Source organism: Streptomyces yamdrokensis (assembly GCF_053890455.1).
This window is the reverse complement of sequence record NZ_CM132679.1, coordinates 2,573,530-2,598,953: the sequence shown is the minus strand read 5'-3', so window position 1 is coordinate 2,598,953 and position 25,424 is coordinate 2,573,530. Positions and strand designations below refer to the sequence as shown.

Here is a 25,424-nt window from a genome sequence, read left to right as displayed (position 1 = left end):
GCGGCCACGCCCCGGTCCCCGGCGGACCTCCGTTCCTCCGGTGCCGGGGTATGGCCGTCGCGCCGCCGCTCAGGCGTACCGCAGTTGGGAGGGGTCGGCCGAGCGGCTCAGCAGGGGGAGGGCCGTTGCCGAGGCCAGGAGGCAGGCCGCGTAGGCCGCCGGGGGGACCAGCAGGGCGGTCCATGGCAGGGACGGTGCGTTCGCCATCATCGTGCCGTAGCCGGTGCCGAACGCCAGGCCGCCGATGCCCGCGAGGAGCAGGGCGGGGGCCAGGGGCAGTGCGGTTTCCAGGAGCAGTGCCCGGTGCAGTACCGGGCGCGGCACGCCGGCGGCCGTCTGTGCGGCCAGTCCTCGCCGACGGGTGGCCGGCGACTCTGCGGTGCCGACGGCGAGGGCGGTCAGGGTGATCAGTACCGCCACCGTGATCGCGGCGGCGGTCAGGTTCAGTCCTGTCGTGTAGTACGACGTGGAACCGGCCAGGGACGGCCCGTCCCGGTGCAGGGCCGCGAGGAATGCGTGGCGCACGCCCATGAAGCCGGTGCCGACGACCGTCACCAGCAGCATCGCCGCATGCGTACGGGCCGCCGCCCACGGGTCGGCGCGCAGCCGCTCCGCCGCGATCAGTACCGCCGCGGACCGGGCCCGGCCCGCGAGGAACCGCCCGATCAGCCGGGAGGAGGCCCCGGCCAGCCACACCGCGCCCGCGCCGACCGTGAGCAGCGCGGCGAACACCGTCACCAGGAACCCCCGGTCCGCCCCGCCGGCCGAGGTGCGGCCCGCCAGCGCGGACATCACGCCCACCGCCACCACCAGCGCCGCTCCCCCCAGGAACAGCCGGCCGGGTCCGCGTGCCGAACGGATCTCCGTCACCCGGCGTACCCGACCGAGCGGCGAGGCCACCACCCGGCGCAGCGCCAGCGCGCCCGACGCCGCGCCCAGCACCGGCACGGTCACGGCGACCAGGACGACTGCCACCCAGGCGAGGGCGTCCGGCCGCGCCTCCAGGCTCAGCAGGAGCAGTACCGAGAAGACGGTCGCGACCGCCGAGCCGAGCAGGCAGGCGAGACCCGTCTCCAGTGCGGCGATCCGCCGCACCTGCCAGGGCGTCGCTCCGGCCAGACGCAGTCCGGCCAGCCGCCGGTCCCGGTGCACGGCGCCGACGCGGGCGCACTGCCCGAGGAACCCGAGCACCGGGACCAGCAGGAGCAGCAGACCGAGGATCACCCCGGCGCGCGTCCCCGGCTCGTCGACCAGTCCCTCGGCGACGGACGTGCCGGTGCTGCGGCCGCCCAGCGACAGCAGGACACCGGCCGCGAGCGCGAACCCGGTCGCGAGCGCCGCGCCGGTCGCGGTGAGCGTGATCCGCCACCACTCCCGCCGGTCCGAACCGTGGGTGAGCAGCCAGGCCAGCGGCAGATCGGGCCGCAGGGTGTGAGAGAAGCGCGGATGCGAGGAGCGGGCGGCGTTCACGCGGTCACCTCCAGCGGTGCGAGCGTCCCGTCGCGCAACTGCGCCTCGCGGTCGGCGTACGCCGCCACCTGGGCGTCGTGCGTGATCAGCAGTACGGCGGTGCCGGCCTCCCGGGCCGTGTGCGTCAGGGCTGTCATCACCTGCTCGCCCGCCAGCGAGTCCAGGGCGCCGGTCGGTTCGTCCGCGAAGACCACCCTCGGGCCGGTGACCAGGGCCCGCGCCAGCGCGGCCCGCTGCGCCTGCCCGCCGCTCATCTCACCCGGCCGCGACTCCCCCTGCCCGCGCACCCCGAACCGCTCCAGCCACTCCCCGGCCCGCTCCCGCGCCTCGGCCCGCCCGGACCCCGCCAGCATCAGCGGCAGCGCCACGTTGTCGAGCGCGGTCAGCTCCGGAACGAGCTGCCCGAACTGGAACACCACCCCGAAGTCGGTGCGGCGCAGCTCGCTCAGCCGCTTCTCCGGCAGCTCCTCCAGCCGCTGTCCGTCGTACGTCACCGAGCCGGCGTCGGGGCGGACGATCCCGGCCAGGCAGTGCAGCAGCGTCGACTTGCCGCTGCCGCTGGCGCCGGTCACCGCGAGGATCTCCCCGGCGCGCAGTTCGACGGAGGCGCCGCGCAGGGCGAGCGTCTTTCCGTGCGCCTTGACGAGGCCGCGGGCCGCGAGGAGCGGTTGCGCGGTGTCCTTGTCGTGGGCGGCGCCGTCGCCCGTGGTGCCGCTCGGGTTGTTCATGCTGCGTCGACCTCCGCGGTCAGGGTGGTGAGCCGGGCCGCCGTGGTGGTCATCCAGCGGAGGTCGGCGTCCAGGTGGTTGAGGGCGTAGTCCGCCGAGAGCACGGTCGCCGGACCGGCCCCGGCCGCGGACTTCACCGCGGTGAGCTCCCGCATCCGCGCCATGTGGGCGGCGCGTTGGGCGCGCAGGTACGCGGCCGGGTCTCCGCCGGACAGGATCGACACCACGACCTTGGCGAAGATCTCGTTCGTCACGAAGGGCGCGGGCGGGGCGATCTCCCCGGCCCAGCGGGCCAGTTCACGCGTCCCCTCGTCCGTCGCGCGGTACGCGGTCCGCTCCGGGCCGCCGTCGGACCCGGTGCCGTCGACCTCGGCGAGGCCGTCGCGGACCAGGCGTTGCAGGGTCGTGTAGACCTGCCCGTAGGCCAGCGGGCGGGCCTCGGGAAATCGTTCGTCGTGGCGTCGCTTGAGGTCGTAGCCGTGGCTCGGCCCCGAGGCGAGCAGGCCCAGCAGGACGTGACGGGTGCTCATGAGCATCATTATGTACTGAGTACATGTACTGAGTGAATAGTGGTCGCCGAGGAGATTCCCGGTGCCTCGGTGATGCGGTGTTCCGGCGCCCCGCCCCCGCCCGTCAGTCCGCGACCGCGTACGCCTCCGCCGACCACAGCGAATAGCCGTACCGCGTCGCGCGGCTCTCGCCCTGGACGCGGACGTGGCGGACGTCGGGTTCGTCCATGCGGACCGTCTCCCGGCCGCCGGCGCTGTCCGTCACCGAAGCCGCCGTGCGCCAGCTGCGGCCGTCCGCCGAGACCTCGACGCGGTACGCCGACGGGTGGGCGTCCTGCCAGTGCAGGGCGACCCGGCCCAGCCGCACCGGGCCCTCCAGCTCGACCTGCCACCAGGAGTCGTCCTCGACCGGGGACGACCAACGTGTCCCGGGGTCCCCGTCGTTCGCCGCCGAGGCGGGGAAGTCGGGCGTCTCGTCGGCCGAGGAGGTCGCCGTGCCGGTGCGGGCCAGGTCGGGGCCCGCGGTGCGCGGGACGGCGTTGACCGTCAGGGTCCGGGTCGCCCCGCCGAAGCCGAGCCGCACCTCGTACGACCGGGTCGGCGTCCCCGGCTCCACCGTCACCTCGACCGGCACCTCCACGGGCGTGCCGCGCGGAACGGTCAGGGTGCCCTTCGGGACGCCCACCTTCACGCCCTTCGGCGCCTCGACCGTCACCTTGCCGCGCACCTCCTCGGGCAGCAGCGAGCCCAGCGTGGCCGTCAGCCGGCGGGTGCCGCCGATGTCGGCGTCCAGGGTCCCGTCCGCGAGGTCCGGCAGCTTCAGCGAGGCGGCGGGCTCGTCCGTGAACCACGGCACGACGTGCCGTACCCGGGAGGCGTCCGCGCCGGTGACGCGGACGGCGCCGGCCGGGCCGTCCACCCGCAGCTCGGTGGCGCCGGACGCGGCCAGCGTGCCCAGGCGCCGCCAGCCAGCGCCCGGGGCGTGGATCTCGACGGTCCCCGCGGTGCCGGGCTCGGCCAGTACCGTCACCGTGCTCAGGTCCCGGACCCGGGGCAGCTGGAGCACGCCGTCGTCCGTCCGGCCGCCGGACCCGGCGGTCGCCTCGCGGCCGATGCCCGCCCAGGTCCCGTACGCGTTCCGCGCCCGGTCCAGGAACGGGTCCAGGACGCCCTTGCCGACCGTCACCCGGGCCGGCTTCAGCCCCGCCCGCTGTTCGGCCAGCTTCCGGTACGCGGTCCAGGCCGCGCCCGAGTCGTCGGACTCCTGCGCGCGCAGCATGTCCAGCGCGGTGGTCCCGGCCTCGCCGTACCGGGCCAGCTGGCCGGCCCAGGGGGCGACCTCGGTGGCGAGGGAAGCGGTGCGCGGGTGGCCGGCCAGGGTCTCGGGCAGTTCGCGCAGCACCGTGAAGGCCGCGCGCAGCCGCTTCTCGGCCGCGCGGCCGTCGTCGCCGCCGGCGTCCGGGCGGGTCCGCCAGAACTCCTTCAGCAGCGGCCGCAGGTACGCCGACTCCTCGGCGCCGAGGACCGAGGACGCGTCGTTGCCCGCCAGCGCGGACAGCGCCTCACCCAACCGGGGGTCGCCGCCCGCGAGATCCCCGATGGCGGCCCGCCAGGACTCCTGGGGGCGGTAGTCGCGCGGGTTCCACGCGAAGTCGGCCGCGGTGAACAGGGGGATGCGGGACGCCTCGGGCTGCTCCATCGCGTTCGAGAGGAGGGCGGCCGAACCGGCGGCCACGGCGGGTTCGCGGCCCTGGTAGGGGCCGAGGAAGATCCGGCCGGGGGCGAAGTCGTTGACCGGGTAGTTGTCCATGGTCACCAGCGGGCGCGCGAACACCTGCCGCGCCTCGGCCAGGTCGCCGCCGGTGATGGTGCTCGGCACCACCCCGACCCCGGTCCACGCCACCTCCACCCCGGAGGCCAGGGCGTCCGACAGGGCCCGCCGGTACTCGGTCGACCCCTGCTCGTAGTACTCGGTCGGCATCAAGGAGAGCGCCGCGGAGCCGGGGTGACGGTGCGCCAGGTGGCGGGCCACCGCGTTCGCCACGTACGCCTGGGCGCGCGCGGCGGCGTCCGGGCCGGAGCCGAAGAGGTCCGCGTCCGCGCCGCAGTGCCACTCGCTGTAGCTGACGTCCTGGAACTGCAGCTGGAAGGCGCGGAAGCCCAGTGCCCACATCGCGTCCAGCTTGCGGGTCAGCGCGTGCAGGTCGTTGTCCGAGGCGAAGCACATCGCCTGGCCCGGCGCCACCGCCCAGCCGAGCGTGACGTGGTTGCTCCGGGCCCGCTCCGCCAGCTCCCGGAACTGGGCGCGCTGCCGGTCCGGGTACGTCTCGCGCCAGCGGGCCTGCCGGTGGAGGTCGTCGCCGGGCGCGTACAGGTACCGGTTCTGCTTGGTGCGGCCCATGAAGTCCAGCTGGTCCAGCCGCTGCCGGTGCGTCCACGGGGTGCCGTAGAAGCCCTCGGTGATGCCGCGCACGGCGGTGCCCGGCCAGTCGCGGACCACGACGGCGGTGAAGGTGCCGTCGGGGCGCAGGAGCTGACGCAGCGTCTGGACGGCGTGGAACAGTCCGTCCTCGCCCGCCCCGGTGAGGGCGACCGCCTCTTCGCCCACGGTCAGCGTGTAGCCGCCGGAGGGGAGGGAGTGGAGGTCCGGCCGGCGGGCTCCCGCCGGCCGGTCCGCGCCCATCCGCACCATGAGCGCCCCTGCGGGCGCCTTGTCGCCGGGGGCGGTGAACCGGCGCGCGCCGGCCTCCCGCAGCAGCGCCCGCAGAGCGGCGACGGCATGCGGGTCCGCCGACGCGTCGGCGGTCAGCGCGACCTCGTCGGTCACCGCGACCGGGGCACCGTTGGCCCGCAGGGACTGGGGACGGGGCCAGACGGCCAGGCCCGTCTCGGCCCGGTCGGGAACGGGGGACGCGGTCGTCCCGGGAACGGACGGCGCCGCCACGGAGGCGGGCGCGGCGCCCAGAGTTCCGGCGACGACCGCGAACGCGAGAGCGACCGCGCTCTTCCCATGCCGTAGCTGCAAGGCCCCTCCCGAGGAGACAGAACCGTCCCGATCATGCATTGGCACGCCCGGAGCCCACCATTGTGCTCCGGGCGTGTCAACGGGAGTGGCCGTTGTGACAGGTTTGTCCGCATGTGAGACGTGGGAACGGGAACACCATGTGAGCAGGAGCACGTTGTACGGATTGGGAGGTCTGCCTTCGCGTCCGCTGGGTAGGGGCTGCGAGGAACGCGCCGAAAGGCGCATCCGTACACGAGCCGTAACGACGAGGAGGCCCTCTGTGGCTGCTGCACCGGCGTTCCTTCTGGCCCCGCCCATGTCCAAACCCGAGGCGGAGCCGTCCGCCGCCTTCGAAGACCTGCACAGCGCGGAAGCCGAGGGCCTGCAGGCCTGCGTCTTCAGCGCGGAGGGTCCGTGCGCGGGAGTCCCGCTCACCAGTGAGCCCCCGCTGCTCGACGCCGAACCCCTCACCAGCGAGCCCCCGCTCGCCGACGCCGCCCCCCTGACCAGTGAGTCCGACGCCGCCATGGACGCCACCGGACTCGACTCCTTCCCGGCGCAGTACGTCCCGGCGCCCTAGTGGCCGCGCCCGGACCGGCCGAGCCGCCCTCCGAGTCGCCCTTTGACCCCTTCGAGCTTCCCGGGCCGCCGTCCGAGCCGCCATCCGGGCCGTCCTGCGCGCCGCCGTCCGGGTTGTTCTCCGGGCCGTCCTGCGAGCCCTCGGAAGACCTCTCCCGGCTCGCCGCCCTGTACGGCGTCGCCACCTCCTACAACCCCTCGCCGGACCGTGCGGTCGCCGCCTCGGTCACCGCCGTCACCCTCGCCCTGGCCGCCCTCGGAGTGGACGCGGGGGCCCCGGAGGCCGTCCGCGAGGCGCTCGCCGCCCGCGAGCGGGAACTGGCCGAGCGGCTGCTGCCGCCCACCGTGGTCGGCTGGGGCACCGGCACGCCGTCCGCCCTGGGCGCGCTCCCCGAGGGCACCCGGCTGCTCGTGCGCACCGAGCAGGGCGAGACCCGCGTCTCGGCCGCGGACCTCCCGCCCGGCGTGCACCGGGTGAGAGCCACCGCGCCCGACGGGCGCACCGGCGAGGCCCACCTGATCGTCGCCCCGCCCCGGCTGCCCGCGCCCCCGGCCCGCTCGTACGGGCTCCTCGTCCAGCTCTACTCGCTCCTCTCCCGCCGCTCCTGGGGCATGGGCGACCTCGCCGACCTCGGTGAACTCGCCGCCTGGGCCGGACGCGCCCTCGGCGCCGGATTCGTCCAGATCAACCCGCTGCACGCGGCCGTCCCCGGCACTCCGACCGACCCGTCCCCGTACCGTCCCTCCTCCCGCCGCTTCCCGGACCCGGTGCACCTGCGGATCGAGGACGTTCCGGAGTTCGCGTACGTGCCGGTCGACGAGAGGGCCGGGGAGGCGGCCGAGGGCGGGGCCCTGGCGGGGGACCGGATGCCGGACCTGCTCCGGCGGGCCGCGGAGCTGCGCGAGGCGGTGCTGGACAAGGGCGCGCTGATCGACCGGGACGCCGTCTGGGCGGCCAAGAAGGCCGCACTCGAAGCAGTGGTGGACGAGGTGCCGCTCGATCCGGGCCGCCGCGCCGCCTACCGCGACTTCCTCGCCGAGCAGGGACGGGCCCTGGAGGACCACGCCACCTGGTGCGCGCTCGCCGAGGTGCACGGCCCCGACTGGCACGGCTGGCCGGCCGGACTGCGCGACCCGCGCTCGCCCGGGACCGCGCGGGCCCGCCGCGAGCTGACGGCCCGCGTCGACTTCCACTCCCGGCTGGCCTGGCTCACCGACACCCAGCTCAGGGCGGCCCAGCAGGCCGCGCGCGAGGCCGGGATGCCGCTGGGGATCGTCCACGACCTCGCGGTCGGCGTACACCCCGAGGGCTCCGACGCCTGGGCCCAGCAGGACACCCTCGCCGCCGGCATGTCGGTCGGCGCGCCCCCGGACGCGTTCAACGCGCGCGGCCAGGACTGGGGCCTGCCGCCCTGGCGCCCCGACCGGCTCGCCGCCTGTGGCTACGCGCCGTTCCGCGCCCTGCTCCAGGCCCTGTTCCGGTACGCGGGCGCCCTGCGCATCGACCACGTCATGGGCCTGTTCCGGCTCTGGTGGGTGCCCCGGGGGCAGCCGCCCACCGAGGGCACGTACGTCCGCTACGACGCCGAGGCGATGCTCGCCGTCCTCGTCCTGGAGGCCTCCCGCGCCGGCGCGGCGGTGATCGGCGAGGACCTGGGCACGGTCGAGCCCGGCGTACGCGAGGCACTGCGCGAACGCGGGGTGTACGGGACGTCGGTGCTCTGGTTCGAACGGGACTGGGAGGGCGACCGCCGGCCGTTGCCGCCGGAGAGCTGGCGCGCCGACTGCCTGGCCACCGTCACCACCCACGACCTGCCGCCCACCGCGTCCCGCCTCACCGGCGAACACGTCGAGCTCCGCGACGGCCTCGGCCTGCTCACCCGCCCCCTGGCGGAGGAGCGCGCGGAGGCCGCCGCCGACACGGCGGAGTGGCTGGACCTGCTGACCGGACTGGGCCTGCTGCACGGCCCCGGCAGCCCCGGCAGCCCCGGCGGCCCGGAGAGCCCCGGTGCGAGTGGCGCCGTCACCACCGAGGAGGAGGCGCGCGTCCAGGCCGTCCACCGCTACCTGCTGCGCACCCCCGCCCGGATGATCGGCGTCTGGCTCCCCGACGGCGTCGGCGACCGGCGCCCGCAGAACCTCCCCGGCACCTGGGACCAGTACCCGAACTGGCGCCTGCCGATCGCCGACGCGCAGGGCCGCCCGATGTCCCTGGAGGACCTGACGACGTCCCCGAGACTGCACGCGCTGCTCGACGTGGTCCGCGCCCACACCGACCGGCCGGAGGGGGCCGGGTAGTCCTGGGACGGGACGGACGAGGCATGGGGCCGGACGGGTGAGAGGCACGGGACGAACCTTCTCGCACCCGGACATACACGTGCTGACCGGGGTCTCGTGAACCACCCCGGGCGCGCGGTCCCCGAGGCTGTTCGCTACGTTGGCACCGTGGACAAGACGAACGCCCTGCGCGCCGGCGCCCTGGCAGCCGGTACGACGCTGATGATGCTGCTCATGACGTCCCCCGCGCTCGCGCTCACCCGCGACGACGGCGACGACCCCGGCACGGGCCTGAGCGTGATCGAGACGCTGGGGCTGTACGTCGTGGCCCCGACCGTGCTCTTCCTGGTCATCGCGGGCCTGGTGATGGTCCTCGACAAGTCGCACAAGAAGAAGGACACGACCACCTCCAACATCAGGATCAAGGCCGACGCCAAGGCCTGACCCGGCCGTCGTCCCACGCCCTTCCCGAAGGCGCCGCCCCACCGCCCGTATCCGCGTCCCGCGGTACGGGGAGGGGTGGCGCCTTCGGCGTGCGCGGGTCTTCCTACGGCTCTGAACGCTCCGTCGCGAGGAGCAGTTCGCGGAGCAGGCCGTTGAGCTGCCGGGCGCGGTCCGGGGGGAGGGCGGCCAGGGCCTCGGTCTGGACGGCGAGACCCGCGCCGACCGCCTGGTCGACGACGGTGAGTCCCTGCTCGGTGAGGGTCACGCGCAGGCCCCGGCGGTCGTGGGGGTCGGGGGAGCGGCGCAGCAGCCCCGCGCGCTCCAGTTTGTCGAGGCGGCCGGTCATCCCGCCGGTGGTGAGCATCAGCGTGCCGGAGAGCCGGCGGGGGGAGAGCGTGTAGGGCTCACCGGCGCGGCGCAGCGTGGCGAGGACGTCGAACTCGCCCCGGGCGATCCCGTACCGCGCGTACGCCTCCTCCATCCGGTCACCCATGGCGCGCGAGAGCCGGTGGACGCGGCCGAAGACCTCCATGGCGGTGGTGTCGAGATCGGGCCGGACACCGGCCCACTGCTCGACGATCGCGTCCACGGGGTCCTTGCGGTCTCTGCCGTCCGTGCCGTCCGTGCGCTGCTCGGGGCGTGCGTTCATGGCGTCGAGTATCGGCCGGTCCTCGGTCACCCGCAAGAAAGAAGGTCGGAGGTAAGTAGCTTGCTGCTAAGCTACTTTCTGTCGACCTGATGAGAGGGGTGCACCGACCATGACCGCGACCCGGTCCGCGCCGACGGGGAAGCGAGCCGCGGGCCTGATCCTGCTCACCGCCCTGGCACCCGTCTCCTGGGGCACCACGTACGCCGTCACCACCGAACTGCTCCCGCCGGACCGCCCCCTCTTCACCGGCCTGACGCGCGCCCTGCCCGCCGGACTGCTGCTGCTCGCTCTGGCCAGGGTGCTGCCGAGGGGCGTGTGGTGGTGGAAGGCGGCGGTGCTCGGCGCGCTGAACATCGGGGCGTTCTTCCCGCTGCTGTTCCTCTCCGCGTACCGTCTGCCCGGCGGTCTGGCGGCGGTGGTCGGCTCGGTGGGCCCGCTGTTCGTGGTCGGCCTCGCGGCGCCGCTGCTGGGTCAACGCCCGACCGTACGCACGGTGCTCACGGGGGTGGTCGCCGCGTTCGGGGTGAGCCTGGTCGTCCTGAAGGCGGCGGGGGCGCTCGACCCCCTCGGAGTGGGGGCGGCGCTCGCCTCCACGGCGTCCATGTCCACCGGCACGGTACTGACGAAACGCTGGGGACGCCCGGAGGGCGTGGGCCCCCTCGCCCTGACCGGCTGGCAGCTGACCGCGGGCGGCCTGCTCATCGCCCCGCTCGCCCTGCTGGTCGAGGGTGCCCCGCCGGCCCTGGACGCCCCGGCGATCGGCGGCTACCTCTACCTGGCCCTCGCGAACACGGCCCTCGCGTACTGCCTCTGGTTCCGAGGCATGGGCCACCTCACCGCCACCCAGGTCACCTTCCTGGGCCCGCTCTCACCCCTGACCGCGGCAGTGCTCGGCTGGGCAGTCCTGGACGAGACCCTCACCCCACTCCAACTGACAGGCATGGCCCTGGCGTTCGGCGCGACGGTGACGGGCCAGCTCGCGCCGGCGCCCCGGCGGAAGGCCTCCTGGCGCACGGGGCGGCCCCGGACGCCACAGGACGTGAACACGACGCGCCGGGGCCGGCGTGAAGAGCTGCGGCGGTCCGGGCCTCCCGGTCGAGAGCGGTAACGCGTCGTTTGCGCCACGCGGGGCGAAAGTGGCGCGAACAGACGTTGCCCCCCTGTTTCGCGACGCGCAGCCTGGAAGTCCGCGGGAGCGCTCCCATGCGTCGGACCCCGCAGGGGACCGGTCGCGCCCGTTGCCCGGAGAAGCACCAGAAGCACCAGAAGCACCACCGCCGTGCACACGTCCTCGTTTCTGGAGCCGACATGCTACGACGCCGCTGGACCGGGCCCCTTCTGCTGGCCCTCCTGCTGACCGTCCTCGCCCCCCTGCCCGCCGCGGCCCGGTCCGCCGGGGCGGCTGTTTCCGCGGCGGCGGATCCCGTGCCGCTGCGGACGGGAACGGCAAAGGGTGCCCCGGCCGTGCCCCTGCCGTCGCTCAGCGCGACCACCACCCAGGTCGCCCACGGGCTGAGACGGCCCACCGCCGTCGTCGGCCCCGACGACGGCACGGAGCGGCTGTTCGTCACCGAGAAGTCCGGCACCGTCCGGGTCTACCACCCGGACACCGGCCTGGCCGCGACCCCGCTCGTCGACATCACGTCGGCCGTGGACGAAACGGGCAACGAGCGCGGCCTGCTCGGCATCGCCCTCCCGCCCGACTTCGCCGCCAGCCGGAACCTGTACCTGGCGTACACGGCGCTGCCCGACGGCGCGGTCACTCTCGCCCGTTACCGGCTCGACGAGTCCCGCCTGGAGGTCCTGCTCTCCCAGGAACACGCCGAGTACAGCAACCACAACGGCGGCCAGCTCGCGTTCGGCCCCGACGGCAACCTGTACTGGAGCATCGGCGACGGCGGCGGCTCCGGGGACCCCTTCCGCTCCGGCCAGCGGCTGGACACCCTGCTGGGCAAGATCGTGCGGATCGACGTGAGCCGTGGTTGCGGCCCGCTTCCCTACTGCGTCCCCGCCGACAACCCCTTCGTGGACACGGACGGCGCCCGCGAGGAGATCTGGCTGTACGGGCTGCGCAACCCGTGGCGGTTCTCCTTCGACGACGCCGACGGCTCGATGTGGATCGGCGACGTCGGCCAGGGCCGATGGGAGGAGATCGACCACCTCGCCCCGGGACAGGGCGGGCTGAACCTCGGCTGGTCCTGTTACGAGGGGCTGGAGAGATTCGAGGGCGGCGACTGCGTGCCCGGTGAGACGTACACCGAGCCGGTCTTCACGTACTCCCCGTACACCGGCGGCTGTTCGGTCGTCGGCGGCCACGTCTACCGCGGCCAGAAGTACGCCGGCCTGGTCGGCGGCACGTACATCGCCACCGACTACTGCTCGTCCACGGTCTGGGCGCTGCGCCCCGACGGCAGCGGCGGCTACGAGCAGGCCGAGATCGGGGAGATGCCCACCCAGGTGACGTCGATCGGTACGACCGCCGACGGGGAGTTCTACGTGGTCAACGATCTGCCCGGCGGCCTGCACCGGGTGTCGTTCGCGCAGGAGGAACCCGCCTGCCGGGTGGACCGCGCGGTGACGACCTGGGGTACCGGCACGACGGTCGACCTCACCGTCACCAACACCGGTGGCACCCCGGTGAACGGCTGGACGCTGGAGTTCCCCCTGGCCCTCGGGCAGACCGTCGTCTCCGACTGGAACACGGACCTGGCCCAGGGAAGCAACGTGATCACGGCGACCGACGCCTCGCACAACGCCACGATCGCTCCGGGCGCGAGCATCACCCTCGGCTACCTCGCCGGCCATACCGGCGACGCGTCACCGCCGCCACGGTTCACGCTCAACGGGGACGCCTGCACCGTCGGCCGCTGAACCACCGGCGTGGCGCCGGCGCCCACCCGGCCGGCGCACCCGCGGCGCCGTCGGACTCCTCGTGCGGCGTACGGCGTCGGAGACCGGCCCAGTCGCCTCGAAGGGCTGGAGGAACACCAGGGGCGCCCGGCACGGCACCGGGCGCCCCTGCCACTCGTACGGGTTACGCCCCTTCGGCCGCCGCGTCCGCGGCCTGGGCGCGCAGGGCGCGTTCCACGCCTGAGCGGGACTCCGAGACCAGGCGGCGCAGGGCCGGGGCCGGGGCGGCGGCGGCCAGCCAGGCGTCCGTCCTGGCCAGGGTCTCCTCGGAGACCTGGACCGCCGGGTAGAGGCCGACCGCGATCTGCTGGGCCATCTCGTGCGAGCGGGACTCCCAGACGCCGGCCAGCGCCTCGAAGTACCGGTCCGTGTACGGCGCCAGCAGCTCGCGCTGGTCGGTCTGGACGAAGCCGGCGATGACCGCCTCCTGGACCGCGTTCGGCAGCTTGTCGGACTCCACGACCGACGCCCACGCCTCCGCCTTGGCCTCCCCGGTCGGCCGGGCGGCGCTCGCGGTGGCGGCGTGCCGCTCGCCGGCGGCCGTACGGTCCCGCTCGTACTCCGAGGCGATCTCCGCCTCGTCGAACCGGCCCACCGCCGCGAGCCGCTGCACGAACGCCCAGCGCAGCTCGGTGTCGACGGCCAGACCCTCGATCGTCCGGGTGCCGTCCAGCAGGCTCTCCAGGAGGTCCAGCTGCTCCGGCTTGCGCGCCGTCGCGGCGAACGCGCGCGCCCACGCCAGCTGGTGGTCGCTGCCCGCCTCGGCGGCCCGCAGATGGGCCAGCGTGGCCTCCGTCCAGTGGGTGAGCAGCGCCTCGCGGGAGGACGGGGCGGCGTACAGGTCGATCGCCAGCTTCACCTGGCGGTGCAGCGACTGCACCACACCGATGTCCGACTCCTTGCCGATGCCCGACAGCACCAGCGACAGGTAGTCGCGGGTGGCCAGCTCGCCGTCGCGGGTCATGTCCCAGGCCGACGCCCAGCTCAGCGCGCGCGGCAGGGACGCCTCGAAGTCGCCCAGGTGCCCGGTGACGAAGGCCAGCGACCGCTCGTCCAGCCGCACCTTGGCGTACGACAGGTCGTCGTCGTTGAGCAGCACGACGTCCGGACGGGCCTTGCCGACGAGCTCCGGTACGGCCGTCAGCTCGCCGTCGACGTCCAGCTCGACCCGGTCCACGCGCACCAGCTTCCCGCTCGCCCCGTCCAGGTCGTACAGGCCGACCGCGATCCGGTGCGGGCGCAGGACCGGCTCGCCCTTGGCGCCGGCGGGCAGCGCGGGCGCCTCCTGGCGGATGGCGAAGGAGGTGATGGTCCCCGTACCGTCCGCGCCGTCCGTCTCGATCTCCGGGCGCAGGACGTTGATGCCGGCGGTCTGAAGCCACTTCTCCGACCAGGTGCTCAGGTCGCGGCCGGAGGTCTCCTCCAGGGCGCCCAGCAGGTCGGGCAGGCGCGTGTTGCCGTACGCGTGGCGCTTGAAGTACGCCTGCACGCCGCTGAAGAACGCGTCCTTGCCGACGTAGGCCACCAGCTGCTTGAGGACGGAGGCGCCCTTGGCGTACGTGATGCCGTCGAAGTTGACCAGGACGTCGTCCAGGTCACGGATGTCGGCCATGATCGGGTGCGTGGACGGCAGCTGGTCCTGACGGTAGGCCCAGGTCTTCATGGAGTTCGCGAACGTCGTCCACGAGTGCGGCCACTTCGAGCCCGGCGCCTCCGCCTGGCAGGCGGCCTCGGCGTAGGTGGCGAACGACTCGTTCAGCCACAGGTCGTTCCACCACTCCATGGTGACCAGGTCGCCGAACCACATGTGGGCCAGCTCGTGCAGGATCGTCGCGGCCCGCCCCTCGTACGCCGCGTCCGTCACCTTCGACCGGAAGACGTACTGGTCGCGGATGGTCACCGCACCCGCGTTCTCCATCGCGCCCGCGTTGAACTCCGGCACGAACAGCTGGTCGTACTTCCCGAAGGGGTACGGGTAGTCGAACTTCTCCTGGAACCACTCGAAGCCCTGCCGCGTGACCTCGAAGATCGCGTCCGCGTCGAGGTACTCGGCGAGCGAGGGCCGGCAGTAGATGCCGAGCGGCACCGACTGGCCGTCCTTCTCGTACACGCTGTGCACGGAGTGGTACGGGCCGACGATGAGCGCCGTGACGTACGTCGACATCCGCGGGGTCGGCTCGAACTCCCAGACGTTGTCACGGGGTTCGGGGGTGGGCGAGTTGGAGACGACGGTCCAGCCGTCCGGCGCCTTCACGGTGAACCGGAAGGTCGCCTTGAGGTCGGGCTGCTCGAAGCTCGCGAACACCCGGCGGGCGTCCGGCACCTCGAACTGGGTGTAGAGATAGGCCTGGTCGTCCACCGGGTCCACGAACCGGTGCAGTCCCTCACCGGTGTTGGTGTACGCGCAGTCGGCGCTCACCCGCAGGACGTTGCGGCCCGGGAGCAGGCCGGGCAGGGCGATGCGGGAGTCCGCGAAGACCTCGGCGGGGTCGAGGGGGTCCCCGTTGAGGGTCACCTCGTGGACGGTGGGGGCCACCAGGTCGATGAAGGAGTCCCCGCCGCCCTCGACGACGTCGAAGCGCACCGTGGTCACGGACCGGTAGGTGCCGCCCTCCTGCGCGCCAAAGAGGTCGAGATCGACCTCGTACGAGTCAACGGTCAGCAGTCTCGCCCGCTGCTGCGCCTCTTCGCGAGTCAGGTTTGTGCCAGGCACGCGGTCATCTCCTCGTTATGTGTGGGTTGCGTCATCCTTCCACGCCACCGGCGCGGAACGCGATGTCCATTTCCCGCCGGTGGCGTGCCCGGCCGGGCACGGGCCCGGAGACCCGCCTCCTCTGCGCCCCCTGCGCCGCCGGGCGGGAGAAACGGGCAGCGACCCGGCGGCGGGGAAGGAACCGGGGCACCTACCCTGTGAGGCGTCGAGGCCGTGTCGGAGCGTCCGCCGCAGGAGGACATCGTGAGTGCGAGCACGTGGGTCAGTACCTCGATGCCGTATCTGACGCCGCGGGAGAAGGGGCGGCCCGATGCCTGGGAAGCCGAGGCCGCAGCCCGTGGCGGCAAGGGCAGCCAGACCATCGTGCACGCCGGCGCGGTGCCCGCTCCCGACGACATCGCCGCACTGCTCGGCGTTGCTGTGGGCGAGGAGACCGTCGTTCGCCGCAGAGTCATCCGACTCGACGGTGAACCGTACGAGCTGACCGACACGTACTACCCGGCGACCATCGCCCTGGGCACCCGTCTCGCCGAGAGGCGGAAGATTCCGGGCGGCGCGGTGACCTTCCTCGCCGAGCGGGGACACGTCGGGGTGTGGGTGCGCGAGGACGTGACCGCGCGCATGCCCGGCGCCGAGGAGCGCGAAATCCTGCGGATGGGCCAGGACGAGCCGGTCATCGGACTGAGCAGGGTGACGCTGGACGGTGAGGGCCGCCCGATCCAGGCGGACGTGATGGTCGTGCCGGCCTCGCGACAGCGGCTGCGCTACGAGATCCGGATCGGGTGACCGTGCCTGAGCCGGGAGGCGTGTACGACGACAGCGACCGCCCGCCGAACCCCGGGCCACTCCGACAGGCCCGGCTCGAGCAGGAGTACTCGGAGGCGTTCGCCGAGTGGGACGGGAGCGAGGACGCGCGTTTGTGGGACCAGGTGAGCGGAGACGGGATCACCGGGCAGGTGGGGTGACCGCGGTTTTGGGGCTCTCGCGTGCGGGAACCGCGGCCCGGCCGGCCGGGGTCATGGTGCTGCCGGCATGTCGAAGGGGGTTCACCCCGGCCGGGTGAACCCCCTCGCGGCGAGCGGAAGCGGTCAGCCCTTGAGCTCGGCCGCCACCAGTTCCGCGATCTGGACGGCGTTCAGGGCCGCGCCCTTGCGGAGGTTGTCGTTGGAGACGAAGAGGGCCAGGCCGTTGTCGACCGTCTCGTCGCGGCGGATGCGGCCGACGTAGGACGGGTCCTGGCCCGCCGCCTGCAGCGGGGTGGGGATGTCGGTGACGACGACACCGGGGGCGTCGGCCAGCAGCTCGGTCGCGCGCTCCGGGCTGATCGGGCGGGCGAAGCGGGCGTTGATCTGGAGGGAGTGACCGGAGAAGACCGGGACGCGCACGCAGGTGCCGGAGACCTTCAGCCCGGGGATGTCCAGGATCTTGCGGGACTCGTTGCGCAGCTTCTGCTCCTCGTCGGTCTCGTTGAGACCGTCGTCCACGATGCTGCCGGCGAGGGGCAGCACGTTGAAGGCGATGGGGCGCTTGTAGACGGCCGGCTCCGGGAAGTCGACCGCGCCGCCGTCGTGGGTCAGCCTGTCGGCGTCGGCGACGACCTTCTGGGTCTGGCCGTGGAGCTCCGCCACGCCCGCGAGACCGGAGCCGGACACCGCCTGGTACGTGGCGACCACCAGCGCGTCCAGGCCCGCCTCGTCGTGCAGCGGACGCAGCACCGGCATCGCGGCCATCGTGGTGCAGTTCGGGTTGGCGATGATGCCCTTGGGGCGGTTCGCGATCGCCTCCGGGTTCACCTCGGAGACGACCAGCGGGACCTCGGGGTCCTTGCGCCACGCGGACGAGTTGTCGATCACGACCGCGCCCTGCGAGGCGACCTTCTCGGCCAGCGCCTTCGAGGTCGTACCGCCCGCAGAGAACAGCACGATGTCCAGACCGGTGTAGTCGGCGGTGGACGCGTCCTCCACCGTCACGCCGTCCAGCTCCGTCCCCGCCGAGCGGGCCGAGGCGAACAGGCGCAGCTCCGTGACCGGGAAGTTCCGCTCCTTGAGGATGCTGCGCATGACCGTGCCCACCTGACCGGTGGCTCCGACGATTCCGACCCTCACGGCGTCTCCCTCACTGCGTTCTGCGTCATACGACGTATACGGCGTACATGTGCCCTTTGCCTGTCGGCCGGGGCATTTCCATCATGCGGCCGACCACGGCCCGCCTGTCCAGTTCTTTGCGCCCCCTGCCCGCACAGTGGGACGCGCCGGCGCCCCCCACCGGTCGCGGACCTGCGGTCGCCACCCCCTTGAGCTGCAGGAAATCAGTCGTCGGGGGTCGGCGGCCGCAAGGTTCCCTGCCCCGGCCCACTCCCCTCACACGGAGGTGTGACGTACGCCTCTGCCCGGTTCGCGCCCGGTTCGCGCCCGGTTCGCAACCGATTCGCGCGGCGGGCGAACGTTCCGGGCCGCACCGGCGTCGTAGGAGAAACAGTGCGAGGGGGGTGGGCAGTGCTGCGCGGAAGGATCCGGCACGGCCGGCAGGCGTCCGGCGCCGTGGACGACGACCCGCTGGACGCGGCGCAGGAACGCCGGGTACGGGCGGTGCTCGCGCTCGGCGGGGTGCCGCAGACCGACCTGCCGGACGGGGTGCAGCAGGTCAGGCTGCGGCTGCTGGAGCGTGCCGCGAGCGGGCAGGAGGCGCCCCGGGACGTCTCGGCCTGGGCCGCCGTCGTCGCCTCGAACCTCGCCATGGACTGGCACCGGGCCAAACGCCGCCAGGAGCGGCTCGGCGAACGCCTGGCCGCGCTGCGCCCAGCCGGACCCCCGGCCGACGAGGAGACCCGCCTGCTCTCCCTCGCCGTCGCCCGGGGCCTGGACGGGTTGCCCGACGCCCAGCGCCAGGTCGTCGTGCTGCGCTTCTACGCCGATCTTCCGGTGCGCTCGATCGCCGAGCAGCTCGGCGTGCCGGAGGGCACGGTCAAGAGCAGGCTGCACACGGCGGTCCGGGCCCTGCGCGCCCGCCTGCACGAGGACGAGGTGGTGTGACGTGAGCGTCCACGGCGACGACCGGAACGACACCGGCGACGAGCGCGGCACCGAGTACGACGGCCCCCAGTACGACAGCACCGAGTACGACAGCACCGAGTACGAAGGCGTCGAGTACGAAGGCGTCGACGCCCTCATGGCCGCGCTCCTCGACGAACCGCTGCCCGCCGCGGCCCGGCAGGACCCGGCGTTCATGGCCGCGCGGGACGCGGCCGCCGCCGACGTCGCCGTGCTGAGGGAGCAGCTGGGGGCGATCGGGGATGTGCTGGCCGGGGGAGCGCAGGCCGTTCCCACGCCGGTGCGGCCCCTGCCCGCAGCTGCCGCCCCCCGGCCGTCCCGCCGCGCCCGCCGCCCGCTGCGGGTCGCCCTCGGCGCGCTCGCCGCGGTGGCGGCCGCCTCGGTGGTCCTCGGTACGGGCCTGCTCTGGACGCAGTCCGGGCAGGGCGACACCGCCTCCTCGGCAGCCGAGTCCGCCGACGGGGCGGCGGGCGACGAGCGGTCCACGGGCGGCGGGGATCCGGCGGGTCTCCTGTTCGGCAGCCCCCGCTACCTCGCCTGCGCCCGGCTCGTCGCCGAGGGCACGGTGACGGAGGTGGAGCCGGTACCGGGCGCCGGACGGGACCGCGTCACGCTGGAGGTGACCCGCGGCCACAAGCCGCAGCCGGAGCCCGGCACGAGCGCGGGGGACCGGGACGAGGTCACCTTCCTGACCGGGCCCACCGGCCTGCCCCGGCTGCACACCGGCGACCGGGTCCTGGTCGGCCTGCCCCGCGAGGGCACCGTCCCGGACGCGGTGATCGTCGGCGAGGAGGACATCGCCCCCGAGCGGGCGCGCATCACCGCCGCGCTGCCCGCCTCCCGCACCCTGACCTGCGAGTGACCTGCGAGTGGCCGGCGCGGGAGCGGGGTGCGTACGACGAAGGGGCGGGCGCCCTGTTGGACGCCCGCCCCCGGTGGTGGCCGTCGGTTACGGCACGACCTTCTCGATCGTCACGCTGCCCGTGCCCGCGACCGTGCCGCGCGCGTTGACCAGCTGGACCTGGCCGAAGAACTCGCGGCCCTCGGGAGCCGCCGCGGCGGCCGTGACGGTGCCGGAGACGGTGGCCGACTCGCCCGTACCGATCCGCACCGGCGTGGAGCCGTCGACCGTGACCTCGCCGAGGGTGGCGGAGAAGAACACGTCCCGGTAGTCGTAGTCGGTGGAACCGGCCGGGACGGAGTAGCCCACGACCTCGACGGTGTACGTGCCGGCCGCCGGGCCGGCGACGGACACCGACTCCTCCGAGTCGCCGTCGGCGGACTGGCCGACCAGGGCGCCGGCCGCGTCGTAGACCGCGAGGTCCAGGTCGGCGGAGGCGTCGGAGACGTTGCCGATGGTGACGTCGAGCGACGCGGCGCCCTCGGGCACCTCGACCGTGGTGGTGCGGACGTCACCCGTGCCGATGGCCGGGCGGTCCGACAGGGCGGAGCCCAGCGGGCCGCCGACCAGCTTGCCGTCCAGGTCGGCGGCCTCGTTGGTCACCTCCCAGGAGACGTCGGCCGGGGTACCGACCTTGGCCTCCGGCACGGTCACGGTCTGAGGGTCGAAGACCGCGCCGAGCACGGCGACGTCCAGCTTGTACGGGTTGTCGAGCAGCGGCGAGGTGCGGCGCGCCTCGACCTCGATCTCCCAGACGCCCGGCTGCGGGTTCACGTACGAACGCAGGTCGGGGCGGCAGGTGTTGGCCGGGTTGCTGTAGTTCGGGTAGCAGTTGACGGTCGACGTCGGGTCGGCCGGGACGCCGTAGGGGTGGATGGCGACGAACCGGGTCTGGCTCGTGGCCCTCAGCCCGCTCATCGCGATCTCCAGCGTCTTCGCGCCCTCGGGCACGGTGACGAAGTAGGAGGTCGAGGCGTTGCGCTGGGCGGTGCCGGAGGCGGAGAAGGTGTGCGCCAGCGGGGCCGAGACGACCACGGTGCTCAGGATCTGCCGGTCGACGCCCTCGGTGCGCGGGTCGTCGACCTCGAGGATGGCGCTCTTGAGACCCGCCGACCGGGGCGAGGCCTGGACCTTGACGGTCACCGGCTCGTTCAGCGGCAGCCGCACGTCGTCGTCGCCGACGATGCGGAAGGCGCGGTCGGTGTTGTTCTCGAGGTCCAGCTCGTGCCGGATCGCGCGGTCGGGACCGGACGTACGGGTGATCGTGATGTCGTACGTCTTCTTCTGGCCCGCCTTCAGGCCGCCCTCGCGGTCGTAGAGGCCGGTGCCGAAGCCGGGGGTCTTCAGGAACTGCTCGATCGCGGTGTCGACCGGCGCCTTCACGCTGTACTCGTGAGCGGTGGCCCCGTCACGGATCGAGTCCCAGGCCTCCTCGACGTCGATGAGGCCGGCACCCTCCTCGTAGGCCTGCAGGCCCTTGACGTGCTGGGCGGTGGAGGTGAGGGCGGTGCGCAGCTTCGCGGGCGTCAGGTCGATGCGCTTGTGCTTCGCGGCCGACAGCAGCAGCGCGGCGGAGCCCGCGGCCTGCGGGGACGCCATCGAGGTGCCCTGGAGCATGCCGTAACCGGCCGGCAGGCTGTAGCCGGCCTCGGCGACCGGCTGGCCCGCCGCCCAGGTCTGGATGGTGTTGATCGCCGCGCCGGGCGCGATCAGCGTCGGCGTGAAGCCGCCGTCCTCGCGCGGACCGCGGGAGGAGAAGGGCATCATGGCGTACTTCGTCTTCACGACGGAGCCGTAGTTGGCGGCCCAGGTCTCCCTGGAGACGGACGCGCCGACCGAGATGACCTTGTCGGCCAGGGCCGGGTCGCCGATGGTGTTGGCGCCGGGGCCGGAGTTGCCCGCGGAGATCACCAGCTGGACGCCGTAGGTGTCGACGAGGCGGGTGTACAGCTCGGCGCGGGCGTTGTTGCCGTCGTTGAGCGCGGGCAGGCCGCCGATGGACATGTTGACGATGTCGACACCGCGCTCGGTGACGAGGTCGATCATGCCCTCGGTCAGCGCCACGTTGGTGCAGCCGCCGGACCAGGTGCAGGCACGGGAGGAGACGAGCTTCGCGCCGGGCGCGGCGCCGTCCATCTTCCCGCCGAACAGGCCGTTGGCGGCGGTGATGCCGGCGACGTGCGAGCCGTGGGAGCCCTCGATGACCCCGATGTTGACGAAGTCGGCCGTCCTGCCGACCCAGTCCCCGCCGTACGGGTCCATCGGGACGTCCTCGCGGATCTCCACGACGAACGGCTGGCGCTCGGCGACGTCGGTGGCCGGGTCGTCGGTGCCGAAGTACCCGATCTGGAAGCCGTCCTTGTAGGGCTTCATCGGGGTGTCGTCGGAGAAGTCCTGGTTGTTGTTCAGGTCGACCCGGACGGTGCCCGCCCCGGCGTCGTACAGCACGCCCCAGGAGTCGGTGGTGTCGCCGTCGCGGTTGGCGTCGCCGCCCGCGTCGCCGCCGGTGGTGTACGACTCCAGGAAGGTGCTGACCTGGTACGAACCGGCGGGGGCCTGCCAGGTCCTGCCGTTGTACGTGAAGGTCGGGCCGGAGACCGAGGAGGTCATCGGGCGCCAGGTCCGGTCGCCGTCGACGATCGGGTCGGTCGCCGTCACCCAGTCGACGATCTTGCGCTCGCCGGTGGTGGTCCTCTGCAGCGCCGGGTGGGCCAGGTCCACGCCCGAGTCGAGGATGCCGATGGTGACGCCGCGGCCGTCCGCCGTGCGGTTCTTCTTCACGAAGTCGACGGCGCCCGTCTCGAAGGACGGGTTGTACGGGTTCTTCGCGGGAGTCCGCCTGTCGGGGCCCGCGTAGGTGGCGGAGCCGCCCTTGCCGCCCTTGCCCTTGGCCTTGGCGGTGGTGTCCGCGGCCGGGGTGGGGTCGTCGAGCGGTATCTCGTCGCGCAGGTCGATGCCGTGCACGGTGGAGAGCTTGGCGGCGGCGGCGATGGCCGAGTCCGCCCTGGCGGTGGGGACGGTGGCGCGGACGTAGCCGAGCTTGTCGTGGGTCCGGCCGACCGAGCCGCCCTTGACCGCGTTCAGCTCCTCGGCGACCTGTTCGGTCTGGCCGGGGGCGGTGGCGATCATCATCGTGATGTTCTTCTCGCCGTCGGCCTTGGCCTCGGCGAGGAGGTCCGCGTCGCCCGAACCGAGCTTGTCGTGCGCGGACTTGACGTCACCGTCGACGGGTGCGGCGGCCGGCGCGTCGGCGGCGGCCGCCAGGGGTATCGGCCCGACCGCACAGAGCGCGGCGACGAGGCCGGCGGCCAGGGAGATACGGGCCGCGCGTCTCGCGCCCGACAGCGGTTCGCGCTGGGAGGACTGGGTCATCGGCATCCCTTGTAAGTAAAGGCACCATCGTGGAGCGACCGGAGCCGATCGACCCTGGCCGCGATCGTCCGGAATGCGATCCCGGACGATCGTTGAGCCTTACGCAAGGGGTGTGTGTTTGGCGAGGGTTGGCTGAATCGAGATGAATGTATGGGGAAAACCCGCGATGCGTTTATGGGGTGTCGGGGGACCTAAGCGGGCAAGTCGCCCGTGCGGTGGGTCGCGTGGGCGCTCGCGGGTTAACGTCCCGGCATGCGGCAGACCCTGAGGGTGGCGGCCTACGCCGTGGTGGTGCGCGACGGACAGCTCCTGCTGGCCCGGTCCCCGGTCCCCGGAGGTGCTCCGGAGTGGGTGCTGCCGGGCGGTGGCATGGAGCACGGCGAGGATCCGTACGACACGGTGCGGCGGGAGGTCGAGGAGGAGACCGGGTACCGCGTCGAGGTCACCGGGCTGCTCGGCGTGGACTGTGTCCGGCGCGCCTTTCCCCGCCGCCCGCTCCTGCTCCGCCGCGCCGTCGACCACCAGGCCGTACGGCTGGTCTACGAGGGGCGGATCGTCGGCGGCGAGCTGCGCAACGAGATCGGCGGCTCCACCGAACTGGCGGCCTGGCAGCCCCTGGACGCCGTCGCGGACCTGGTCAGGGTCGGCCTGATCGACACCGGGCTGCGGCTGTGGCGGGAGCGCCCGGCGGCGGGACGGGTGGAACAGGTGGAGGGCTGACGCGTGCGACGCGTGAACTTCCGGGCTCCGCGGGCCGACGGGCCGAAACGCTCTTGACGCGCAGTGTGGCGCCACCCGGGTTCCCCGTGAGGTGAACGCGGCGTGACCGGTCCCGGGCCGGTGCGAGAGCGGGGGCCGACGGCCCGGGTGATCCAAGATCCACGTACGGCGATCGGTGTCGCGCGTTGCCGTCGCGTTCACACGCAGGCCATTCCCGCTGCCAAGCATCCAGTAAGAGCGGGACGTTCACCCGGCGAACCACCGGCGAACGCCCCGCGGTCACTGCCGACGCGTTCGCACCCGGGGAGACAGGCGCCATGTCGCGCATACGCTCAGTCACCGGCTCCACCGCACTCCACCGCCGTTCCCTCCTCGCCGCCACCGGCGCGGTCGGCCTCTTCGCCGGTGCCGGATACGCCCTGCGGACCGGCGGCGGCCAGGCCGTGGCCGCCGGCAGTGCCGACGCCGCCGTGGACGAGGCCGTACCGGCCTCCTCCCGGCAGGCGCCGGCCGCCCCGCTCACCCCGTACACGCGCGGCACCACCGTCGCCGGGGTGTCCACACCGCGCGGCGGCAGTGCCGCCGGCTACCGGCGCCTCGAGGAGGGGCCCGGCTGGGGGCGGGTGGTGCGCGGCGAGCTGGCCGGTGCCCGCTCCGGCCGGGACGACCGCCGCACCACGCTGGCCGCCTTCGTACAGCTCACCGACCTGCATGTGATCGACGCGCAGCACCCGCTGCGCCTGGAGTACCTGCGCTCCGCCGAGGTGCGTGCCTGGCGGCCCCACGAGGCGCTCACCGTGCACGGCGCGGTCTCCCTCGTCGAGCGGATCAACGCCCTGCGCGGCGCCCCCGTCACCGGTTCCCCGCTGCACTTCGCGATGACCACCGGCGACAACACCGACAACAACACCCGCTCCGAACTGGACTGGTACCTGACCGCGCTCAGCGGCGGCCGCATCACCCCCAACAGCGGGGACCCGCGCCGGTACGAGGGCGTCCAGAACAGCGGTCTGCGCCAGTACTGGCAGCCGGACGCCACCACCCGCGACGACGACAAGCGGCTCGGCTTCCCCCACCTCGACGGCTTCCTCGCCGCGGCCGTCCGCGAGGTGAACAGCCCCGGCCTCAACCTCCCCTGGTACTCCACCGTCGGCAACCACGACACGATGCCGCTCGGCTGCTACGCCTCCCACGGCGACCCGTACCTCACCGAACTCGCCGTCGGCGGCCGCAAGCTGATGGAGCTCGGGGCGGCCGAGGCGAAGAGGCTCCGGCGGACCATCAAGAAGGCCACCGACCCGCGGGGCGTCCAGTACGGCGCGTTCCTCAGGTCCCAGGCCCGCGCCATGCGGCCGGTGACCCCCGACGAGGCGCGCGCCCCCTTCACGCCCGCCGAGTACATCGAGGCCCACCTCGACCCCGCGTACCGCGGGTTCGGGCCGGTGGGGCACGGCTACTCCGCCGCCAACCTCGACGCGGGCACCCAGTACTACTCGTTCCGCGTCTCCGAGGACGTCATCGGCATCAGTCTCGACACCACCGACCCCGGCGGCCACTACACGGGCTCCCTCGGCACGGCCCAGCTGCGTTGGCTGGAAAGGACGCTGCGCACCAACAGGGGCGCCCGCGCGATCGTCTTCAGCCACCACACCAGCAAGTCGATGACGAACACGCACCGCGACCCGGCCCGCCCCGACGAGCGGCGCCACGACGGCGCGGAACTCGTCGAACTCCTCGGCAGCCACCCCAACGTGGTGGCCTGGGTCAACGGCCACATCCACCGCAACGCCGTCACCCCGCACACCGGATCGGCCGGCTCCTTCTGGGAGATCTCCACCGCCTCCCACGTCGACTTCCCCCAACTCGCCCGCGTCATCGAACTGGTGGACAACAAGGACGGCACCCTGTCCCTGTTCACCACCCTGGTCGAGTCCGCGGCCCCGGCCCGCACGGACTACGACGACCTCACCCAGACCGGCCTCGCCGCCCTCTACCGCGAGCTGTCCTGCAACGCCCCCGGCGCCCGCACCGACCTCGGCGGCACTCCCCGGGACCGCAACACGGAACTCCTGCTCAAGGCGTAGGGCCAAGGCACGGC

19 protein-coding genes are annotated in these 25,424 nt (G+C 73.5%); 11 read left to right on the top strand and 8 right to left on the bottom strand.

All coding sequences use genetic code 11. The features are described from left to right. Nucleotides 1-69: 69 nt before the first annotated feature. The 4 genes from ACWZEH_RS11070 to ACWZEH_RS11055 all read right to left on the bottom strand — a co-directional run bounded on the left by ACWZEH_RS11070 (nt 70) and on the right by ACWZEH_RS11055 (nt 5,732). Complete coding sequence (locus tag ACWZEH_RS11070; RefSeq protein ID WP_456197899.1) at nt 70-1,470, bottom strand: FtsX-like permease family protein; 1,401 nt, start codon at nt 1,468-1,470, stop codon at nt 70-72. Further along, on the bottom strand, nt 1,467-2,198 hold the full coding sequence (locus ACWZEH_RS11065; protein WP_456197898.1) for an ABC transporter ATP-binding protein: 732 nt from the start codon (nt 2,196-2,198) through the stop codon (nt 1,467-1,469). The genes ACWZEH_RS11070 and ACWZEH_RS11065 overlap by 4 nt, the downstream gene beginning before the upstream one ends. Next, complete coding sequence (locus ACWZEH_RS11060; RefSeq protein ID WP_384022117.1) at nt 2,195-2,728, bottom strand: PadR family transcriptional regulator; 534 nt, start codon at nt 2,726-2,728, stop codon at nt 2,195-2,197. The genes ACWZEH_RS11065 and ACWZEH_RS11060 overlap by 4 nt, the downstream gene beginning before the upstream one ends. A 103-nt stretch (nt 2,729-2,831) precedes the next feature. Beyond that, the gene (locus tag ACWZEH_RS11055) at nt 2,832-5,732 is read right to left on the bottom strand and encodes a beta-N-acetylglucosaminidase domain-containing protein (protein WP_456197897.1); all 2,901 of its coding nucleotides are present in this window, start codon (nt 5,730-5,732) and stop codon (nt 2,832-2,834) included. Between the two features lie 295 nt (nt 5,733-6,027). On the opposite strand from ACWZEH_RS11055, the gene ACWZEH_RS11050 reads away from it, so the two are divergent. The 3 genes from ACWZEH_RS11050 to ACWZEH_RS11040 all read left to right on the top strand — a co-directional run bounded on the left by ACWZEH_RS11050 (nt 6,028) and on the right by ACWZEH_RS11040 (nt 9,011). Continuing rightward, complete coding sequence (locus ACWZEH_RS11050) at nt 6,028-6,291, top strand: hypothetical protein (RefSeq protein ID WP_456199540.1); 264 nt, start codon at nt 6,028-6,030, stop codon at nt 6,289-6,291. 113 nt (nt 6,292-6,404) lie between these two features. Continuing rightward, the gene (gene malQ / locus ACWZEH_RS11045; RefSeq protein WP_456197896.1) at nt 6,405-8,588 is read left to right on the top strand and encodes a 4-alpha-glucanotransferase; all 2,184 of its coding nucleotides are present in this window, start codon (nt 6,405-6,407) and stop codon (nt 8,586-8,588) included. A gap of 147 nt (nt 8,589-8,735) precedes the next feature. Then, entirely contained in the window at nt 8,736-9,011 is a 276-nt protein-coding gene (locus ACWZEH_RS11040) for a hypothetical protein (RefSeq protein ID WP_456197895.1), read from the top strand. A 103-nt stretch (nt 9,012-9,114) separates the two neighbouring features. On the opposite strand, the gene ACWZEH_RS11035 is transcribed toward ACWZEH_RS11040, so the two are convergent. Continuing rightward, nucleotides 9,115-9,660, bottom strand: a complete 546-nt coding sequence (locus tag ACWZEH_RS11035) for a MarR family winged helix-turn-helix transcriptional regulator (RefSeq protein WP_456197894.1) — start codon at nt 9,658-9,660, stop codon at nt 9,115-9,117. Nucleotides 9,661-9,769: 109 nt separating this feature from the next. Here ACWZEH_RS11035 and ACWZEH_RS11030 point away from each other — a divergent pair, with 109 nt between their 5' ends. Then, nucleotides 9,770-10,768 carry an EamA family transporter gene (locus tag ACWZEH_RS11030; protein ID WP_456197893.1) on the top strand — a complete coding sequence of 333 codons (999 nt, stop codon included), beginning with the start codon at nt 9,770-9,772 and terminating at the stop codon, nt 10,766-10,768. 200 nt (nt 10,769-10,968) lie between these two features. Beyond that, nucleotides 10,969-12,531 carry a PQQ-dependent sugar dehydrogenase gene (locus ACWZEH_RS11025; protein ID WP_456197891.1) on the top strand — a complete coding sequence of 521 codons (1,563 nt, stop codon included), beginning with the start codon at nt 10,969-10,971 and terminating at the stop codon, nt 12,529-12,531. 163 nt (nt 12,532-12,694) lie between these two features. On the opposite strand, the gene pepN is transcribed toward ACWZEH_RS11025, so the two are convergent. Further along, a complete protein-coding gene (pepN, locus tag ACWZEH_RS11020; RefSeq protein WP_456197889.1) occupies nt 12,695-15,283 on the bottom strand; it encodes an aminopeptidase N in 2,589 nt (862 codons plus the stop codon). Between the two features lie 243 nt (nt 15,284-15,526). Here pepN and ACWZEH_RS11015 point away from each other — a divergent pair, with 243 nt between their 5' ends. Continuing rightward, the gene (locus ACWZEH_RS11015) at nt 15,527-16,069 is read left to right on the top strand and encodes a GntR family transcriptional regulator (protein WP_456197887.1); all 543 of its coding nucleotides are present in this window, start codon (nt 15,527-15,529) and stop codon (nt 16,067-16,069) included. Nucleotides 16,070-16,071: 2 nt separating this feature from the next. Then, nucleotides 16,072-16,248 (top strand): hypothetical protein, encoded by a 177-nt coding sequence (locus ACWZEH_RS11010; RefSeq protein ID WP_456197885.1) that lies wholly within the window; start codon nt 16,072-16,074, stop codon nt 16,246-16,248. Between the two features lie 123 nt (nt 16,249-16,371). On the opposite strand, the gene ACWZEH_RS11005 is transcribed toward ACWZEH_RS11010, so the two are convergent. Further along, entirely contained in the window at nt 16,372-17,388 is a 1,017-nt protein-coding gene (locus ACWZEH_RS11005; protein WP_456197883.1) for an aspartate-semialdehyde dehydrogenase, read from the bottom strand. 390 nt (nt 17,389-17,778) lie between these two features. On the opposite strand from ACWZEH_RS11005, the gene ACWZEH_RS11000 reads away from it, so the two are divergent. Together ACWZEH_RS11000 and ACWZEH_RS10995 are read left to right on the top strand one after the other, a co-directional pair. Continuing rightward, complete coding sequence (locus ACWZEH_RS11000; RefSeq protein ID WP_384053836.1) at nt 17,779-18,315, top strand: RNA polymerase sigma factor; 537 nt, start codon at nt 17,779-17,781, stop codon at nt 18,313-18,315. Nucleotide 18,316: 1 nt separating this feature from the next. Further along, on the top strand, nt 18,317-19,195 hold the full coding sequence (locus tag ACWZEH_RS10995; protein WP_456197881.1) for a hypothetical protein: 879 nt from the start codon (nt 18,317-18,319) through the stop codon (nt 19,193-19,195). A gap of 87 nt (nt 19,196-19,282) precedes the next feature. On the opposite strand, the gene ACWZEH_RS10990 is transcribed toward ACWZEH_RS10995, so the two are convergent. Then, the gene (locus ACWZEH_RS10990; protein ID WP_456197879.1) at nt 19,283-22,606 is read right to left on the bottom strand and encodes a S8 family serine peptidase; all 3,324 of its coding nucleotides are present in this window, start codon (nt 22,604-22,606) and stop codon (nt 19,283-19,285) included. 252 nt (nt 22,607-22,858) lie between these two features. Between ACWZEH_RS10990 and ACWZEH_RS10985 the strand changes: the two genes are divergently transcribed. Both ACWZEH_RS10985 and ACWZEH_RS10980 read left to right on the top strand, forming a co-directional pair. Next, complete coding sequence (locus ACWZEH_RS10985) at nt 22,859-23,326, top strand: NUDIX hydrolase (RefSeq protein ID WP_456197877.1); 468 nt, start codon at nt 22,859-22,861, stop codon at nt 23,324-23,326. A gap of 317 nt (nt 23,327-23,643) precedes the next feature. Further along, complete coding sequence (locus ACWZEH_RS10980) at nt 23,644-25,410, top strand: TIGR03767 family metallophosphoesterase (protein WP_456197875.1); 1,767 nt, start codon at nt 23,644-23,646, stop codon at nt 25,408-25,410. Nucleotides 25,411-25,424 lie beyond the last annotated feature (14 nt).